This is a genomic window from Microbacterium halophytorum, assembly GCF_002970975.1.
In the GTDB taxonomy this organism is placed as follows: Bacteria; Actinomycetota; Actinomycetes; order Actinomycetales; family Microbacteriaceae; genus Microbacterium; species Microbacterium halophytorum.
On record NZ_PNFA01000018.1, the window covers coordinates 51910 to 69124 of the forward strand.

Annotated in this window: 16 protein-coding genes; 10 read left to right on the top strand and 6 right to left on the bottom strand. The window is 69.1% G+C overall.

The features are described from left to right. The 3 genes from manD (at position 1) to C0010_RS14675 (ending at position 2553) form a co-directional block, all read left to right on the top strand. A complete protein-coding gene (gene manD / locus C0010_RS14665; RefSeq protein WP_105567837.1) occupies positions 1 to 1239 on the top strand; it encodes a D-mannonate dehydratase ManD in 1239 nt (412 codons plus the stop codon). Positions 1240 to 1423: 184 nt separating this feature from the next. After that, the gene (locus C0010_RS14670) at positions 1424 to 1951 is read left to right on the top strand and encodes an excisionase family DNA-binding protein (protein WP_105567838.1); all 528 of its coding nucleotides are present in this window, start codon (positions 1424 to 1426) and stop codon (positions 1949 to 1951) included. A gap of 17 nt (positions 1952 to 1968) precedes the next feature. Then, positions 1969 to 2553 (top strand): PIN domain-containing protein, encoded by a 585-nt coding sequence (locus tag C0010_RS14675; RefSeq protein WP_105567839.1) that lies wholly within the window; start codon positions 1969 to 1971, stop codon positions 2551 to 2553. A 204-nt stretch (positions 2554 to 2757) separates the two neighbouring features. Here the strand turns inward: C0010_RS14675 and C0010_RS14680 are convergent, their stop codons facing one another. The 3 genes from C0010_RS14680 to C0010_RS14690 form a co-directional block, all read right to left on the bottom strand. Beyond that, complete coding sequence (locus C0010_RS14680; RefSeq protein ID WP_105567840.1) at positions 2758 to 4299, bottom strand: ABC transporter substrate-binding protein; 1542 nt, start codon at positions 4297 to 4299, stop codon at positions 2758 to 2760. 147 nt (positions 4300 to 4446) lie between these two features. Then, on the bottom strand, positions 4447 to 6531 hold the full coding sequence (locus C0010_RS14685) for an alpha-amylase family protein (RefSeq protein ID WP_105567841.1): 2085 nt from the start codon (positions 6529 to 6531) through the stop codon (positions 4447 to 4449). Further along, positions 6528 to 7397, bottom strand: coding sequence for an NAD(P)-dependent oxidoreductase (locus tag C0010_RS14690; protein WP_105567842.1), 870 nt, complete (start codon positions 7395 to 7397; stop codon positions 6528 to 6530). Before C0010_RS14690 ends, C0010_RS14685 begins: the two co-directional genes overlap by 4 nt. Positions 7398 to 7694: 297 nt before the next feature. On the opposite strand from C0010_RS14690, the gene C0010_RS14695 reads away from it, so the two are divergent. Genes C0010_RS14695 through C0010_RS14705 form a run of 3 tightly spaced genes read left to right on the top strand, consistent with a single transcriptional unit; the run spans position 7695 to position 11010 of the window. Beyond that, a complete protein-coding gene (locus C0010_RS14695) occupies positions 7695 to 8699 on the top strand; it encodes a D-2-hydroxyacid dehydrogenase (RefSeq protein ID WP_105567843.1) in 1005 nt (334 codons plus the stop codon). Between the two features lie 32 nt (positions 8700 to 8731). Next, positions 8732 to 10267 carry an ABC transporter substrate-binding protein gene (locus C0010_RS14700; RefSeq protein WP_105567844.1) on the top strand — a complete coding sequence of 512 codons (1536 nt, stop codon included), beginning with the start codon at positions 8732 to 8734 and terminating at the stop codon, positions 10265 to 10267. Beyond that, a complete protein-coding gene (locus C0010_RS14705) occupies positions 10264 to 11010 on the top strand; it encodes an alpha/beta fold hydrolase (protein WP_158685537.1) in 747 nt (248 codons plus the stop codon). Before C0010_RS14700 ends, C0010_RS14705 begins: the two co-directional genes overlap by 4 nt. Positions 11011 to 11056: 46 nt before the next feature. Here C0010_RS14705 and C0010_RS14710 read toward each other — a convergent pair whose 3' ends face one another. After that, complete coding sequence (locus tag C0010_RS14710; protein WP_105567846.1) at positions 11057 to 11719, bottom strand: response regulator transcription factor; 663 nt, start codon at positions 11717 to 11719, stop codon at positions 11057 to 11059. After that, positions 11716 to 12891: a sensor histidine kinase gene (locus tag C0010_RS14715; RefSeq protein WP_105567847.1), complete on the bottom strand. Its 1176-nt coding sequence runs from the start codon at positions 12889 to 12891 to the stop codon at positions 11716 to 11718. Before C0010_RS14715 ends, C0010_RS14710 begins: the two co-directional genes overlap by 4 nt. Before the next feature lie 271 nt (positions 12892 to 13162). Here C0010_RS14715 and sucC point away from each other — a divergent pair, with 271 nt between their 5' ends. The 3 genes from sucC to C0010_RS14730 all read left to right on the top strand — a co-directional run bounded on the left by sucC (position 13163) and on the right by C0010_RS14730 (position 15837). Next, positions 13163 to 14329 carry an ADP-forming succinate--CoA ligase subunit beta gene (gene sucC, locus C0010_RS14720; protein ID WP_105567848.1) on the top strand — a complete coding sequence of 389 codons (1167 nt, stop codon included), beginning with the start codon at positions 13163 to 13165 and terminating at the stop codon, positions 14327 to 14329. Positions 14330 to 14357: 28 nt separating this feature from the next. Further along, positions 14358 to 15260, top strand: coding sequence for a succinate--CoA ligase subunit alpha (gene sucD, locus C0010_RS14725; RefSeq protein ID WP_105567849.1), 903 nt, complete (start codon positions 14358 to 14360; stop codon positions 15258 to 15260). Positions 15261 to 15363: 103 nt separating this feature from the next. Further along, a complete protein-coding gene (locus C0010_RS14730; protein WP_408631085.1) occupies positions 15364 to 15837 on the top strand; it encodes a GNAT family N-acetyltransferase in 474 nt (157 codons plus the stop codon). Here C0010_RS14730 and C0010_RS14735 read toward each other — a convergent pair. Then, positions 15809 to 16333: a YbaK/EbsC family protein gene (locus C0010_RS14735; RefSeq protein WP_105567850.1), complete on the bottom strand. Its 525-nt coding sequence runs from the start codon at positions 16331 to 16333 to the stop codon at positions 15809 to 15811. The two genes, C0010_RS14730 and C0010_RS14735, sit on opposite strands and share 29 nt — an antisense overlap. A gap of 306 nt (positions 16334 to 16639) precedes the next feature. Between C0010_RS14735 and C0010_RS14740 the strand changes: the two genes are divergently transcribed. Next, the coding region (locus C0010_RS14740; RefSeq protein ID WP_158685538.1) for a DUF222 domain-containing protein at positions 16640 to 17215 on the top strand (576 nt) is incomplete at its 3' end.

Sequence of the window (17215 nt, forward strand, 5' to 3'; positions counted from 1 at the left end):
ATGATCATCGAGAAGGCGGAAGTCATCGTCACGAGCCCCGATCGGAACTTCGTGACGCTCAAGCTCACGACCGACGAGGGGCACACGGGCCTCGGCGACGCGACGCTGAACGGCCGCGAGCTGGCCGTTGCGACCTACCTCAGCGAGCACATCGTGCCGCTTCTGGTTGGCTCCGATGCGTCGCGGATCGAGGACACGTGGCAGTTCCTCTACCGCTCGTCGTACTGGCGGCGCGGCCCCGTGACGATGGCGTCGATCGCCGCCGTCGACATGGCGCTGTGGGACATCAAGGGCAAGGCCGCGGGCATGCCGCTGTACCAGCTGCTGGGCGGCGCGTCGCGCCGGGGTCTCACCGCCTACGGGCACGCATCGGGCAAGGAGCTGCCCGAACTGTTCGACAGCGTGCGCGAGCACCTCGACGAGGGCTACCGCGCCATCCGGATCCAGTCGGGTGTGCCGGGTCTGAAGGCGATCTACGGCATCGCGTCGCAGAGCGCCGACACCTTCGGGGGCGAGGCGCGGTACGACCACGAGCCGGCCAGGCGCGGTGAGAAGCCCGTCGAGGAGGACTGGGACACGAGGGCCTACCTCAAGCACCTGCCCGGCGTCTTCGAGGCCGTGCGCAACGAGTTCGGCCCCGACATCCCGCTCCTCCACGACGGACATCACCGGATGACGCCGATCCAGGCCGCGAAGCTCGGCAAGTCGCTCGAGCCGTACGACCTGTTCTGGCTCGAGGACTGCACGCCGGCGGAGAACCAGGAGGCGCTGAAGCTCGTGCGACAGCACACGACGACGCCGCTGGCGATCGGCGAGATCTTCAACACGGTGTGGGACTTCAAGGACCTCATCCGCGATCAGCTGATCGACTACGTGCGCGGCGCCGTGACGCACATGGGTGGCGTGACTCCGCTGAAGAAGACGATGGACTACGCCGCGCTGTACCAGGTGAAGTCGGGCTTCCACGGCCCGACCGACATCTCGCCCGTCGGGATGGCCGCGCAGATGCACGTGGGCCTCGCGATCCACAACTTCGGCATGCAGGAGTACATGCGGCACGGTGCGAAGACCGACGAGGTGTTCCGGCAGTCGTTCACCTGGACGGATGGCCTGCTGCACCCGGGCGACCAGCCGGGCCTGGGCGTCGAGCTCGACCAGGACGAGGCGGGCAAGTACCCGTACGAGCGGGCCTACCTGCCGTACAACCGGCTCGCGGACGGGACTGTTCACGACTGGTGACCGAGAGCGGAATCGGCCAGGGTGACGATCGTCGCCCTGGCCGATTCCGCTTTGTCCTGGATCGCGTCGGTTCAGATCGGCAGTGCTCGCCCGGACGCTCGCCGTGTCGTCGAGTACCGGGTACACTTACAACTAATCGAAGTAAACGCAATCGCGTACGAATCATGCAATTAAGGGGGGCGTGATGGCTGCCAACGTTGCACTGTCTTCCGAGACCTATAGCGCCGACAACACTGACCGGATCGCGGAGATCTCCGACTTCCTCGCCGCGCACGAGGCTGCGGGTCGCCCGCGCCCGGAGCCGCGTTACCGACTTGTGGGCGCGGAACTCGGCGATGAGGTCGAACTCCCGGAAGAGGTCTTCACCGCGCTCCGTCAGGTCGTCTCGGCGATGAGCAAGGGGCTGGCCGTCACGGTCTCGCCGACTACGCAGACTCTTACCTCGCAGCAGGCCGCCGACCTCCTCGGCATCAGCCGACCGACGCTGATCAAGCTCCTCGACGCGGGAACCATCCCGTTCACGCGCGCGGGAACGCATCGGCGCATCGCCCTGAACGACGCGCTCGAGTACCGGGCCCAGCGTCGTCAGGAGCAGTACGACGCCATCGAGGAACTCTCGATCGATGCGGACGAGGCCACACCGATCGACGAGGTGTTGTCGGAGCTCAAGACAGTTCGGAAGGCAGCGGCCGCGCGGCGCCGAGCTCGTTAGTCCGGCAAACTGGGCGCGTGTACTCCGCGATCCTCGATAGCTGCGTGCTCTGGCCGAGCCTGCAGAGAGACTTCCTCCTGTCGTTGGCCGCCGAGCGTGCCTACCGACCGCTCTGGAGCACCGCGATCCTCGAAGAGACCGAGATCAACGAGGCCGCCAAGCTCGTCAAACGCGGTATGTTGCGAGAGGACGCCGAAGCTCGTGCCCACCGCCTCATCGCGAAGATGTCTGGGGCGTTCGATGACTCGAGCGTCGCCGGGTGGCAGCGGCTCGAGGGCAGCTTCGGTCTTCCCGACGTCGATGATGAGCATGTCCTCGCGGCTGCTGTCATCGGTGGAGCGCAGGCGATCGTCACGCTGAATCTCAAGGACTTCCCCGCGACGCTCATTCCGCCATCGATCGAGGTTCTCTCACCCGCGGAGTTCGCGTCGAACACGGTCCGGCAGCACCTGCCGGCAGCGTGGAGCGCGACCATCAACCTCAGCGAACGCAGCGGCAGGACCGGACCCGCTCGGACACCGAAAGACATCTTGGACACTCTGCGCGGCCGATACGAGATGCACGACGCCGTCGAAGCACTCGAAGTGGTATATGAACTCTGATGTTGTTCTGCCGCAGACTGCGTTGCAACCTCGCTCCGATACTGAACGATTCCGAGGTCAGTCGCGGAGCCTCCTGACGCCTCCGGATTCCTCTTGCGCGGATGCCGGAGGTCCGTTCGTGTCGTAGGCCGAGTCAGAGGCAGCGAAGCGCCCACCGTGCCGATGCTGTACGGCGGGCGCTTCGTGCGTGAGGGCCGACGCCCGTCAGCCTCCGAGGTCGAAGGTGCTGATGGTCGGCGGCAGGCCGCCGACGGTCGACGCCGTGATCCCGTCGTGAGCCGCCCAGGTCGTGCCCGTGTACGCGATCGGGACGACGAGTGCCTGCTCCATCGCGTACGCGTTCAGCTCCTGGTAGGTCGGCACCGCCTCCTCGAAGGCGACCGTGGAGTTGATGGTCTCGAACAGGGAATCCAGCGTCGGATCCGTGTAGCCCAGCGGGTTGCCGTAGCCGCCGATGGCGTACCGCGAGAAGGCCTCCTCGGGGTCGGAGCTGAAGCCCGAGACCTGGAATACGATGCCGTAGTCGCCCGATTGCACGGCGGATTGGACCTGCTGGGGCGGGATCGATTTCCACTCGACGTTCAGACCCACGTCCTCGAACGCCTGCGAGATCGTGGGCTCGAACGCCGTCGACAGGTAGGTGCTCGGGATCTCGAACGTCGCGCCGGCGAAGCCCGCCTCCTCGACCAGCTCGCGACCGCGATCGGGGTCGTACGGGTACATCTCGTCGAGCGAGGCGTCGTACACGTCGCCATCCGGGTTGAACACCTGTGCCGAGGGCATGCCTCCTCCGCCGAGGAGGCTGTCGACGATGCTCTCGCGATCGAAGGCGTAGTTGATCGCCTGTCGCACGCGCTCGTCCTGCAGCGCGGGCCAGCCATCTCCGCCGCGGCCGATCAGGTCGAGCAGCATGACGCCTGTCGCATCCGTCGTGCTGAAGGTGAACCCGGACTCCGGGAGCTGCGAGAGCATCTGCGCCTGCACGCCGGCGGCATCGACCTCGCCGGACTGCAGAGCGTTGAACGCCGCCGTCGGATCCTGCATGACCTGCACCGTGAACGTGTCGGCCTCGATCGCGTCGGCGTTCCAGTAGTCGTCGCGCTTCTCGAGCACGTACGTCGATCCGTCGACGGAGTTCTCGACGCTCAGCGTGTACGGGCCGGAGCCGATCGGGTCCGTGGCCGTCCGCTCGTCGTCGAGGGTATCGGGGTGCCCGATTGCGCCGACGCCGTAGGCGAGGTTCGGGACGAACTGCGGGTCGAAGCGGTCGAACCGGACCTCGACCTCGAGATCGCCCGTCGCGGCGACGTCGGTCACCTGGGAGAACTTGGGCTGCACCTGCCCCGGCGTCTCCCGCGTGCGGTTCATCGTGGCGGCGACCGCTTCGGCGTCGACAGGCGTGTCGTCGCTGAAGGTCATGCCCTCACGCAGCGTGAGCGTCAGAACGGTGCCGTCGTCGTTGTACTCCCACGCCTCGGCGGCGTTCGGGACGATGTCGCCCGTGGCCGGATCCCGCGCGAGCAGGGTGTCGAGCACTGACGTCCAGACGAACATCTGCTGCCCGTTCGAGAGCTGAGCGGGATCGAGCGAGTTCGGCCCCGACTGCGCCGCGATCGTGAGCGCGGTGGGTTCCGCGTCCGTCGCGGCGTCGCCGGAGGTGCTCGCGCTGCAGCCTGCGAGCGCGAACACCCCCACGGTCGCGAGGCCGGCGAGCCGGTACCGCGTCGATGAACGAGCGGGTTCCATTCCATTCTCCTTCGAATGATGTGCGATGCCAGCAGTCGCCATCGTCGGTGACTGCGGCGGGATGGGGTCGTTCCGTGCGGGGAAGTGTGTGAAACCGTTCGAGAGTCGAGAGCATCCGGCGCTGACGAGACGGCGAGGGCCGGCTCGTCAGCGGGCGGACACCGTGACGACCTCGAAGAGGCCGAGTCGGGGGAGCGGGATCACGAGGTCGTCGCCCTCCTTGCGAGCGTCGAGCCGGATGCCGGCGCGAAGCGCGCGCACCGCGACGTCGTCATGCGCGCGGCCGCGCAGCCGCAGGTGCGCACCGTCGATCGGCACGTGCGGGCCGTACGAGCGGCGGCGAAGCCCCGAGTGGTTGATGAGGTGCACGATGAGGTCGTCGCCGCTGCGGTTCGCCACGAGCTCGACGGCCTCATGAGCGTCGAACTCGACCGCCGGCTGCACCAGCGCCCGGACGATCTCGACGAGCAGATCGCGCGCGTCGGTCTTCGCGAACTCTCGGTACGTGCGGCCGATCGTCCAGGGAACGATCGCACTGGCGCCGTTGCCCACGCGTCGGACGGCCCACACGGGGTCCTCTCCGACAGCGTGGCCGAACGCGTACTCCGGCGGGCCGAACGGAGCCTGCGGCAGGATGCTTCCGAATCGCTCGGCATCCTCGGCCCAGTCGAGCCGTTCGAGTTTGCCCGCGACGGGAACCATCGGGCCGTCGTAGGAGAGGTGCTCGGCGCGGGGCTGCGCGCTCGTCGATGCGTAGGACGAGCGCAGCTCGGTGCCCGTGAGCGGCGATGCCGCCCGCCCGGTGGTGGGGCTCGAGCGCAGCTCGACGCCGTCGTCGGCGATGCCGGACCCTCCCGTGACCAGGAGCGAACCGCCGCGTTCGACCCAGCCGTCGAGCGCGGCTCCGGCTCCACGCAGCCCTCCGAGATCGGGGAGGACAACGAGGCTGTATGTGTCGAGCCCGCCGGCAGCGGCGACGCTCCCGAGCCGATCCACGGGCACGACGTCGAAGGCGAGATGGCGCTCGGTCAGGGCCTGGTAGACCCCGCGGAACTCCTCGACGAGGTCCCAGTATCCGCCGGGAGGAGCCGAGCCGAAGTCGGGTCGTGCGAGCGCGATCTCCGCAGCAGTGCGCATGCCTTCGTAGACGGCCCGGTGCTCGCGGCGGAAGCGCATCACGTCGCATCCGGTCGAGATCGCCCCGCCCATCGGCAGGCGACCTGGCGCACCGAAGTAGTACACGGAGGGGTTCCCGCCGCGCGCGATGGCCTGGAGCAGGTGGTGGGCGAAGTGCTCCGGATCCTCCGGCGCCATCCGGTATGTGGACTCGACGAAGGCGACGCAGTTGACGAGCACGGCCGCCTCGGGGTCCGTGGCGGTCGCGGCGCTGACGGCCTCGCCCGTGGCGTACGGCCAGAGCTCCTTGCCGGGCATCGCCCGGAATGCGTTGTTCCCCTCGAGGTACTCGACGGGCGCCCCGCGACGCAGGACCACGGCGATATCGCGGTCGCGGGCCGCGACGTGGTCGGCGATCCGCGCCGTCAGCTCAGCGAGAACGGACGCCGTGTACTGCCGCCACTTCCCGAAGGTGGGCGAGCGCATCCCCTCGGGGTGCTCGGCGCCCCCCGAGAACGCCGCGAACCCGGCGAGGCACGCCTCGCAGTGGCAGGGACCGTGCATCACCTCGCTGTAGTCGCGCTCGTTGAAATTGAACCAGTTGAAGAAGACGCCGTCGATGTCGTAGCGGTCGAGCACTTCGTCGAGCACGTCGAACGTGCGCTCCTGGTAGTACGCGGCCGACGGGCACGCGCTCGCGAGGCCGTTGTAGATCTGGGGCGAGCCGTCGTGCGCGCGGTACAGCCACTCCGGATGCTCCGCAGCGATCTCGGCTGAGAGCTTCGACATGTCGAAGCGCGCGACGACCGCGACACCGCGGGTGTGCGCCTCGGTGACGGCGTCGCCGAGCAGGTCTCCGGAAGGCCGTTCGCGCAGCAGCGGCTCCCGCGTCTGGAACGGCAGATCGGTCGGATAGAACGAGAGGATCCCGCCCCCGTTCAGCAGCCACGTGCCGGCACCGCTGTCGAGCACGGCCGTCACGGCTTCCTCGACGTTCATGAGCGCGTCGACCGGCTGCAGGTTCGTCTGCAGCACCTGGAAGGGCTGGCGCCACCGGCTGTCGGTCGGCAGGCGGCGCTGGGTGTCAGCCTGTGTGCGGTGTGCGGCGGCAGTCATCGTGAGCCGTTCAGCTCTTCGGTCAGCTTGAGGAGAGCCGAGTGATCCAGGCCGCCGTCGCCGCGCGCGACTAGGGCGCGCACGAGCTGGGTCACGGCAGCCGTCAGCGGCAGGGCGAGCCCGCTGCCCATCGCCGCCTTCTCCACGATGCCGAGGTCCTTCGCGTGCAGTTCGAGGCGGAATCCGGGGTCGAAGCGATGGTTCAGCATCGCGTCGCCCTTGCGTTCGAGCACGGTGCTCCCGGCGAGCCCGCCCCCGATCACCTCGAGCGCCTCCGGTAGCTGAGCGCCCTGCGATTCGAGCAGCACGATCGCCTCGGCGACGAGTTGGATGTTGCCCGCCACGATCAGCTGGTTGGCGGCCTTGACGACCTGTCCCGAACCGACCGGGCCCACGTGCACGATCGTCCGCCCCATCGCCTCGAACAACGGGAGTGCTGCGGCGACGTCGTCGTCGGAACCGCCGACCATGATCGACAGCACGCCGTCGATCGCGCCCGCCTCACCCCCGCTGACGGGCGCGTCGAGGTAGGCGGCTCCCGCGCTCGCGACGCGAGCGGCGAAACCACGCGTGGCCTCGGCGTCGATCGTGCTCATGTCGATCACGGTCGCGCCGCGGCGCAGGGCGAGGAGGATCTCCTCCAGGACGGCCTCGACATCGGGGGTGTCGGGCAGCATCGTGATGGCGACGTCGGCCTCGCCGACCGCCGCGCGCGCGTCTCGGGCGATCGCGAGCCCGGCCCGCTCGGCGCGATCCGCCGCGGCCTCGGACCGCACGACCGCGGTGACGCCGTGGCCGGCGCGAGCGAGGTTTCCGGCCATGGGCAGCCCCATGATTCCCAGGCCGATGAAGGCGATCTTCGCCATGCGTGAGTTCCTCTCGTCAATGAGATGTCGATCTCGGGATTCAGCCCGTGGCAACCGATTGAATGGAACGGTACCGCACGAGCAGAGATCTCGCGACCCCTCGTCGATGCAGTTCTTCTCGGGGTCGTCCACTGTGCCCCTCGAGACGTAGAGGGGGTGTGTATGCGTGCAGATCGTGAGCCAGCGGTGCCTGTGCCAAGACCGTTGCGGCAATCGGTTGACATGGCGTGATCGACGGAACACAATGACATCGCGAGGACGCGACGAAGACGTCGCCGACGAGAGGAGCCGCCGGGCATGCCCGAACCAGGTGAGAACAGGATCGGCACCGTGCTGTCGAGCCTGCTGTGGAACGACGAAGAGATCGCCAGCCTGCGCGACGCGATCGGCGCCGAGGAGTTCATCCAGGTGCATCCCCGCGAATCCGCGCTCGTCGCCGAAGCGCTCGAACGCGCGGAGGTCGCGATTCTGCCCATCGATCTGGACGACCGATTCCTCAGGGCCCCGAAGCTGCGCTGGGTGCACTGCGACCACGCGGGGCTGACCAAGTCCGCGCGCCCGGAGGTGCTCGACAGCGGCCTCATCGTCACGGGGTCGGCGGGCCGATCTGCCGAGGCCCTCGCCCAGCACGCGTTCTACTTCGCGCTCGGTCTCGCGTTCGATGCGCGCGGCCTGCACCGGATGCAGGATCAGCACGTCTGGCAGGGCATCCCCGGTTACCAGGACCGCCTGTCGCTCGCGGGGCAGACGCTCGGGATCGTCGGCCTGGGGCACACCGGCACCGCTATGGCCGACCTGGGCAAGGCGTTCGGCATGCGCGTGCTCGGCTACCGCCGTACGCAGGGGGAGGCCCCGCCGAGCGTCGACCGGATGTATGCGGCCGAAGGCGGCGACAGTGTCGACGACCTGCTCGCCGAGTCGGACGTCGTCATGCTCGCCGTGTCGCTGAGCGACGAAACGCATCACCTCATCGGCGCCGAGCAGTTGGCACGCATGCGGCCGAACGCGACCCTGATCAACTTGGCGAGGGGCGCGGTCGTCGACCAGGACGCACTCATCGACGCGCTGCGCTCCGGCCGGATCGCCGGCGCGGGGCTCGACGTGACGACGCCGGAACCCCTGCCCGCGGATTCCCCGCTCTGGGACATGCCGAATGTGGTCATCACGCCGCACATGACGCCGAAGCTGCCCGACCGCACCCAGCGCTCGATCGACATCATCGCCGAGAACGCGCGTCGCTACCGCCGCGGCGAGCCGCTGCGGAACGCGATGACCCGCAGAGACCTCTACACCCTGGGCTGAGGCCCCACAGCAGCACTGTCAAAGGAGACACCATGCCCCGCACCCCGCGTACCCGCGCATACCTGTCCATCGCCGTCGCCGCGTCCGCCGCGCTCGCTCTTTCCGCATGCGCGGGCTCCGACTCGTCGGAGGCAACGGGCAAGGCGGCGGCGGTTGATCTCGACATGGCGTTCGCCGTGCAGTCGCCGCCGAACTCGTTCGACCCCGCACAGCTGCACGACGGACAGCAGAGGTACATCTGGGGAGCCATCTACGACACGCTCCTGCGCAGTGACACCACGGGCGAGGTATCGCCGAATGCTGCGGAGAACTGGGAGTACTCGGACGACCTGAAGACCCTCACGCTCACGCTGCGCGAGGGGATGACGTACTCGTCGGGCGACCCCGTCACAGCCGCCGACGTCGCGGCTGTGCTCGAGCGCACGCGCTCGACGACCGGACCGCAGCAGAACAACCTCGCAGCGATCGAATCGATCGATGCGCCGGATGATCGGACGCTCGTGCTGAACCTCTCCCATCCGGATGCGAACCTGCTCGTGGCGCTGTCGTACGGCTCCGGCGTCGTCGCCGACCCTGACGCGATCACGTCCGAGGAGGAGGCACTCGATCCGATCGGGTCCGGCCCGTACGCCATCGACGAGGAGCGCACCGCGGAAGCGACCAGTTATGTGCTGGAGCGGCGCGATGACCACTGGAACGCCGAAGCCTACCCGTTCCAGACGATCACGGTCAGGGTGATCCAGGACTCGACCGCGCAGTTCAATGCGCTCATGGCGGGGGAGATCGACGCTGCCACGATCCAGGGGACGCTGACCGAGCAGGCCGAGGGGGCCGACCTGGAGCTCACGCCCGTGGATGGGGTGTCGACCGGGGCCATCATCCTGGCCGATCGCCATGGTGAGGTGGCAGAGCCGCTCGCCGATGTGCGGGTGCGGCAGGCGATCAACCACGCCCTCGACTCGGAGGGGATCATCGACGGCATCCTCGCCGGCCAGGGCGAATCGACCTCTCAGCTGTTCAACAAGACCTCACCCGCCTTCGTCGAGGAGCTCGACGACCGCTACGACTACGACCCAGAAGAGGCGCGACGCCTGCTGGCGGAGGCCGGGTATGAGGACGGCTTCAGCCTCACGATGCCCGAGAACTACATGGTGATGCCGATGCAGCCGAGCATCACGCAGGCGCTGAAGGACGTCGGAATCACGGTGGACTGGGAGCCCGTGCCGCCGCAGCAGTCGGGGCAGACGACGAACTGGGGCATGTACTTCAACTTCGGCGGAGCGGCCGCGCCGTCGCGCGTTGCGGCGCTGTACTACTCGCCGGACGGCTCGCAGAACCCCTTCAAGACGGACGACGAGACCCTGGCCGGGATGCTTGCCGAGCTGCAGGCGGAGGCTGACCCCGAGGCGGCGAACGAGATCCATCGCGAGATGAACGAGTACGTGGTGGAGCAGGCGTGGTTCGCGCCGATGTTCCAGCAGACGGTGGTGTGGGCCACGACCGACAAGGTCAGTTACGTCGGCGACTCGTCCTCGATCCAGGACGTCCAGGAGTTCGGAGCCCCGTGACCCCGGCGACAGAAACCGTCGTCCTCCTCAACTCGCTCGCGACGCGCGCTGCGCTGTGGGACGACGTGATCCGGGCACTGCCGGAACACGTCGTGGCGGTCGTCTTCGATCAGCGCGATCAGCAGGCGGGCGAGGCCGAGGCGTTCACGCTCGACGACATGGTCGCCGACGCGGTGTGCGCCCTCGACGAGCGCGGGGTCGAGCGGGCGCACGTGGCGGGCGTCTCGCTCGGCGGCATCGTCGCGCTGCACGCCGCCGCGACACGGCCCGATCGCTTCGCGAGCGTCACGGCGATGTGCTGCGCCGCGCGCTTCCCCCGCGAGGTGTGGATCGAGCGGGCCGCGGCGGTGCGCGCCGAGGGCGTCGCGCCGCTCGCGCCCGCGATCCTGGATCGCTGGTTCACCGCCGCCTTCCAGGAGGCGTATCCCGCGGTCGTCGAACGCTGCGCGGCGATGCTGGCGGCGACGCCGGACGAGGGGTACGCGCGGGCGTGCGACCTCCTCGCCGCGGCGGATGTGCGCGGTGAGCTCGCCGGGATCGCGCAGCCAGCGCTCATCGTCTCGGGCGAGGTCGACACCGCGAATCCCGTCGCACATCAGGAGGGGATCGTCGCCGGCATTCCCGGCGCTGCGCATGCCGTCGTCCCTGGCGCGGGCCATCTCGTTCCCGCGTCGCACCCCGACGCCGTCGCGCGCCTGTTGGTCGATCACATCGGCGGCCGCGGCGACCCCACGTCGCGCTGATCATCCGGACGCAGACGGTGCGGGCCGTGTGCCCGCACCGTCTGCGTCACGCCCGCGGCTCGCCCGCGGCGTGCCAGAACGCGACGAGCTGGGCGCGGTCGCGGGCCGCGAGCTTCGCCATCGCCCGATTGACGTGGGTCTTCACCGTGAAGGGCGACAGGAACAGCTCGCGGGCGATCTCGTCGTTCGACGAGCCGCGGGCCGCGAGCGAGACCATCTCGAGTTCGCGCGGGGTCAGGGCGCGGAACAGCTCGGCGATCTCGGCGTCGACGGTTTTGGCGGGTTCCGAGCCCACACGCGAGATCACGACGGCGGCGGCCTTGGCGCTGAGCGCGCCGCCGCCGGAGTGCACCTCGCGGATCGCGTCGGCCAGCTGGTCGGGGGAAGCTCCCTTGCCGAGGAAGCCGTTCGCGCCGTGCTGCAGGGCCTGGAACACAAGGTCGTCCTGCTCGAACGTCGTCAGCATCACGATGCGGACGCCGTGCGGGTGGGCGGCCCGGATGCGCCTGGTCGCCTCGACGCCGTCGATGCCGGGCATCCGGATGTCCATGAGCACGACATCCGGGATGTGCTCGGCCGCGGCATCGACCGCCTCGAGCCCGTCGGACGCGGTGGCGACGACCGTGAGGTCGCTGAACGACTCGAGCACGGCGCTGAGGCCGACGCGGACCATCTCCTGGTCGTCGGCGATGAGGACTCGGATGCTCACAGTCGTTCTCCCGTCGTTCGCATGCGGGCGGCGATCGAGAACCGGCCGCCCTCGTCGGTGATCTCGAGGGATCCGCCGGCGGATTCGACCCGTTCCCGCATCCCGACCAGGCCGAAGCCCGATCCGGAGGGGGGACGCGGGTCGGCGATCGCGTTGGCCACACGCAGCTCGATGACGCCGCCGCTCTCGGCGAGCGCGATCTCGGTCCGGCCGGCCCCGTAGCGCTGGGCGTTCGTGAGTGCCTCCTGGGTCATCCGGTACGCGGCGGCGTCGACAGCGGGATCGATCCGGCCTGAGATCGGCTTCAGCTCGGCGTCGACGTCGAGCCCGACGCGGCGGAAGGACGCGATCAGCTCAGGGAGCGCCGAGGTTCCTCCCGTCGGGCGGCTCGCGTCCTCGCCCTCCGAGAAGCGCAGCACCTCGAGGATGCGCTGCATCTCGTGCAGGATGCCCTGCACGCCGCCGCGGGCCTCGGCGAGGGCGCTGCCCGCAGTATCCGGATCCTTCCGCAGGTTCACCTCGGCGAGCGAGATCTGCACGCTGACGATGGCGGCCTCGTGGCCGACGGCGTCGTGCAGGTCGCGCGCGATGCGCAGGCGCTCCTCGATGATGGATCGCTCGGCCTCCCGGTCGCGCGCCGCGATCGCCTCGCGCGCCTGCCGCTGCATCGCCGTCAGATACTCGATCTGCTTCTTCAGCGCGGCCGTCATCGCGGTGACCGCGAGCACCATGATCACCGAGGCCGCCAGCGAGACGCCGTCGATACTGCCGAGCGTGTTCAGCGACGTCGCGGCGCCGTTCGCCAGCGCGCCGACCCAGGCGACGAGCGCGGCAGACGGACCCCGCAGGGTGAGCAGCGGCGCAGAGAACACCATGAGCGTCCACGCGAGGGTGGGTTCGATGTGCAGCGGAACGGTCGCGGCGGTGCCGAGCGCGACGACCGCGAGGGCGATGCGCGGGAACCGGTGAGACGCCAGGGCCGCCGCGATCGCGCAGCCCGGCGGGATCAGCGACAGCGAGATGTCGGCGGGGTCGCCGACATCGGCGAAGACGAGCACGACGGAGCCCGCGACGGCGGGGATGACGGCGACGAGGAGCACGACGATGTCGAGCCGCGCGGGGTGGCGGAACCACCAGGGCAGCGGCGTCTCGGCGGGATCGGTCGTGGGCATCTCCCCATCCTGGCCCTCAGCGGGGGCGCTCGCATACTGCTGATGCGGTATCCGTCGTCGCCCCGGGCGGCCGCGGGGCCCGGGGCGCCCACCTTCATCCGGCGCCTGCATCATGCCATCCGGAGACCGCATCGCCGACGGCTCGGAGAATGGGAGCTCGGATTCGGGTGTGTCGCACCCCGGTAGTACGCTGGGACCGGTCGAGTTCTCTCGACGTCGAGACGTTTTGCACGCCTCCGCAAACCCGTTCGCCCACCTAAGGAAAAGCAACGTGGATCTCTACGAGTACCAGGCTCGGGACCTTTTCGAGAAGTACGACGTGCCGGTGCTCGCCGGCATCATCGCCGACACCCCCGAGGAGGTGAAGGCAGCGGCCGAGAAGATCGGCGGCGTCGTGGTCGTCAAGGCTCAGGTCAAGGTCGGCGGTCGCGGCAAGGCCGGCGGTGTGAAGGTCGCCAAGACTCCGGATGAGGCATACGAGGCCGCGAAGGCCATCCTCGGCCTCGACATCAAGGGTCACGTCGTCAAGCGCGTCATGGTCGCGCAGGGCGCGGACATCGCCGAGGAGTTCTACTTCTCGGTGCTCCTCGACCGTGCGAACCGCTCGTACCTCGCGATGGCGAGCGTCGAGGGCGGCATGGAGATCGAGCAGCTCGCGGTCGAGAAGCCCGAGGCGCTCGCTCGCGTCGAGGTCGACCCGCTGGTCGGCATCAACAGGACGAAGGCGATCGAGATCGCGAAGGCCGCGGGCTTCCCCGACGAGCTCGTCTCGAAGGTCGCCGAGGCGTTCGTCAAGCTGTACGACGTCTACAAGCACGAGGACGCGACCCTCGTCGAGGTGAACCCGCTCGTCCGCACGGGTGCGGGCGACATCATCGCACTCGACGGCAAGGTGTCGCTCGACGACAACGGCAGCGAGGTGCGCCACCCCGAGCACGAAGAGCTCGAGGACAAGGGCGCGGCCGACCCGCTCGAGGCGAAGGCCAAGGCCAACGGCCTGAACTACGTCAAGCTCGACGGCGAGGTCGGCATCATCGGCAACGGCGCGGGCCTGGTCATGTCGACCCTCGACGTCACGGCCTACGCAGGCGAGAACCACGGCGGCGTGAAGCCGGCGAACTTCCTCGACATCGGCGGCGGTGCGAACGCGCAGGTCATGGCCAACGGCCTCGACGTCATCCTCGGCGACCCGCAGGTCAAGAGCGTGTTCGTGAACGTCTTCGGCGGCATCACGAGCTGCGTCGCGGTCGCGGACGGCATCGTGAAGGCCCTTGAGATCCTCGGCGACGCGGCGAGCAAGCCGCTCGTCGTGCGCCTCGACGGCAACCAGGTCGAGGAGGGGCGCGCGATCCTCGCGGAGGCGAACCACCCGCTCGTCACGCTGGCCGCCGGCATGGACGAGGGCGCTGACAAGGCCGCCGAGCTCGCGAACGCCTGAGACGAAGAGACGGAATAGAGGCAAAGACATGTCGATCTACCTGAACAAGGATTCCAAGGTCATCGTCCAGGGCATCACGGGCGGCGAGGGCACCAAGCACACCGCGCTGATGCTGAAGGCGGGAACCAACATCGTCGGCGGCGTGAACGCGCGCAAGGCCGGCACGACCGTCACGCACGAGAAGCCGCACGAGGGCGAGATCGAGCTGCCCGTGTTCGGCTCGGTCGCCGAGGCGATCGAGAAGACGGGCGCCGACGTCTCGGTGGCCTTCGTGCCGCCGAAGTTCGCGAAGGACGCGATGATCGAGGCCATCGACGCCGAGATCCCGCTGCTCGTCGTCATCACCGAGGGCATCCCCGTCGGCGACAGCGCCGAGGCGTGGGCCTACGCGAAGAGCAAGGGCAACAAGACCCGGATCATCGGGCCGAACTGCCCCGGCATCATCACGCCGGGTGAGGCGCTCGCGGGCATCACGCCGGCGAACATCACCGGCTCCGGCCCGATCGGCCTCGTGTCGAAGTCGGGCACGCTGACGTACCAGATGATGTTCGAGCTGAACGACTACGGCTTCTCGACCGCCATCGGCATCGGCGGCGACCCCGTCATCGGCACGACGCACATCGATGCGCTCGAGGCGTTCGAGAACGACCCCGACACGAAGGCGATCGTCATGATCGGCGAGATCGGCGGCGACGCCGAGGAGCGTGCGGCGGAGTTCATCAAGAAGCACGTCACGAAGCCGGTCGTCGGCTACGTCGCGGGCTTCACGGCGCCGGAGGGCAAGACGATGGGCCACGCGGGCGCGATCGTCTCCGGTTCGGCCGGCACGGCCGCCGCCAAGAAGGAGGCCCTCGAGGCCGCGGGCGTGAAGGTCGGCAAGACGCCGAGCGAGACCGCCGAGCTCATGCGCGAGATCATGAAGGGGCTGTAAACAGCACCTCCCACGGAACCCCCTGCGCCCTCGGCGCCGGGGGTTCCGTCGTTCCCGCCGCCGGCGAAACGGCGGTGAAACCTCGACGTGGTGGGATGGAGCAGTGCTGACACTCACGATCACGCCCGCCGACTTCTCGGACCCGTCCCTGCGCACCTTTCTGGAGGCGCACCTCGCCGACATGGCGCCGACCGCGCCGCCCGAGAGCCAGCACGCCCTCGACTACGACGCGCTGCAGCGCCCCGGAGTGCGGCTGTGGACCGCCGTCGTCGACGGCGCGACCGTCGGCACGGTCGCCCTCGCCGAGCTCGAACCGGGGCACGAGGAGCTGAAGAGCATGCGCACGGATCCGGCGATGCGCGGCCGGGGGATCGCGTCCGAGCTGTTGCGGTTCGCGCTCGACGACGCACGCTCGCGGGGTGCGTCCCGGGTCTCGCTCGAGACCGGATCGATGGAATTCTTCGCCGCGGCGCACCGGCTCTACGCGCGCCACGGCTTCGTCGAGACCGAGCCGTTCGGCTCCTACGCTCCCGACCCGCTCAGCACGTTCATGACGCTGACGCTTGCTGCGGAGTGACGTGCTGCCGCTGTTCCTCGCGCCACCCCTTGCATACGTCGACCCAGCCGGCCGCGCCCGACGCCCGCTCGAGCTCGGGCACCGTCAGGCGCACGGCTGAGGCAGCGGTGCCCGCCGCCGGATAGACGAGGTCGAACCGGCGCAGCGACTCGTCGAGCCAGACCGTCGCGGAATCGGGGTTCGCGAAGGGGCAGACGCCGCCCATCGGGTGCCCGGTCATCTCGACGAGGCGGTCCGGTGGGATCATCATGGCCTTGCCTCCGAAGCGTCGCTTGAAGCCGCCGCTGTGCACCTTCGCGTCTCCGGCCGCGACGACGAGGACCGCACGCGCGGTGTCCGTCGGGTCGACGAAGGCGAGTGTCTTCGCGATGTGCGCCGGCAGCGTGCCGAGCCGCTCGGCCGCGAGCTCGACGGTCGCGCTCGATTCCGTGAACTCGATCACGCGATCGTCGAGGGCGAATCGGGCGAGATCGTGGCGCGCAGCATCGGTCGTCATGGACGCCATTGTGGCGACGCGGCGGGCCGGTGTCGAATCGCGCCGCGCAGGTGTCCATGGCAGAAGCGCGAGGCCGCGCGGAGGCATGGGCCCGGTATCGACGCGGCGCTCGTGCGTCGGATGCAGAGCTGCGGATGCGCCCCGCGGGGACGTACGCGGATCGAACGCAATTGCGATTCCTGGCTTGAGCGAAGGGCATCGCCGGGGGCCCCATCTCCCGTGCGGCGGCTTTCGAGTTCGCGCGTTTTCTGCGACTGGGTAGAACAAAGATTCGATAGTGTCGGTGGTGGTTCGTAGAATGGGGGCATGGAAACGGATCGGCTGGCGGGTCTCGCGGAGGCGCTGGAGGTGCTGAGTGCGGCCGGTGGTTCGCTGCCCGTTGAGCGGTTGGATTCGGCGGGGCTGGTGGCGGTGAATGCGGCGTTCGGGGCGCTGCGGCGGCAGCTGGACGCGGCGCAGGCGCCGGTGGCAGCGGAGATCGCGCGGCAGTCGCGGCGGGAGCTGGGTGGGGATTCGCTGGCGCGTAGGCAGGGGTTCTCGTCGCCGGCGTCGCTGATTGCGACGACGAGTGCGGGGAGCATCGGGGAGTCGTTGAAGCTGATCTGGGTGGGGGAGGCGACGCAGGCGAAGCGGTCGCTGGCGGGGGAGGAGCTGCCGGCGAAGCATCCGCATGTGGCGGAGGCGCTGGCGGCGGGCCGGATCGGTGTGACGGTGGCCGACGATATCTCGAAGATGCTCGACGGGGTCGAGTTGCGGGCGTCGCGCGAGGCTCTGGTCGAGGCGGAGGAGCGCCTGGTGGGGCTGGCTCCGGGGTTGACGCCGGATCAGGTGCGGAAGCTGATCGTGCGGGTCGAGGCGCATCTGGATCCGGATGGTCTGGAG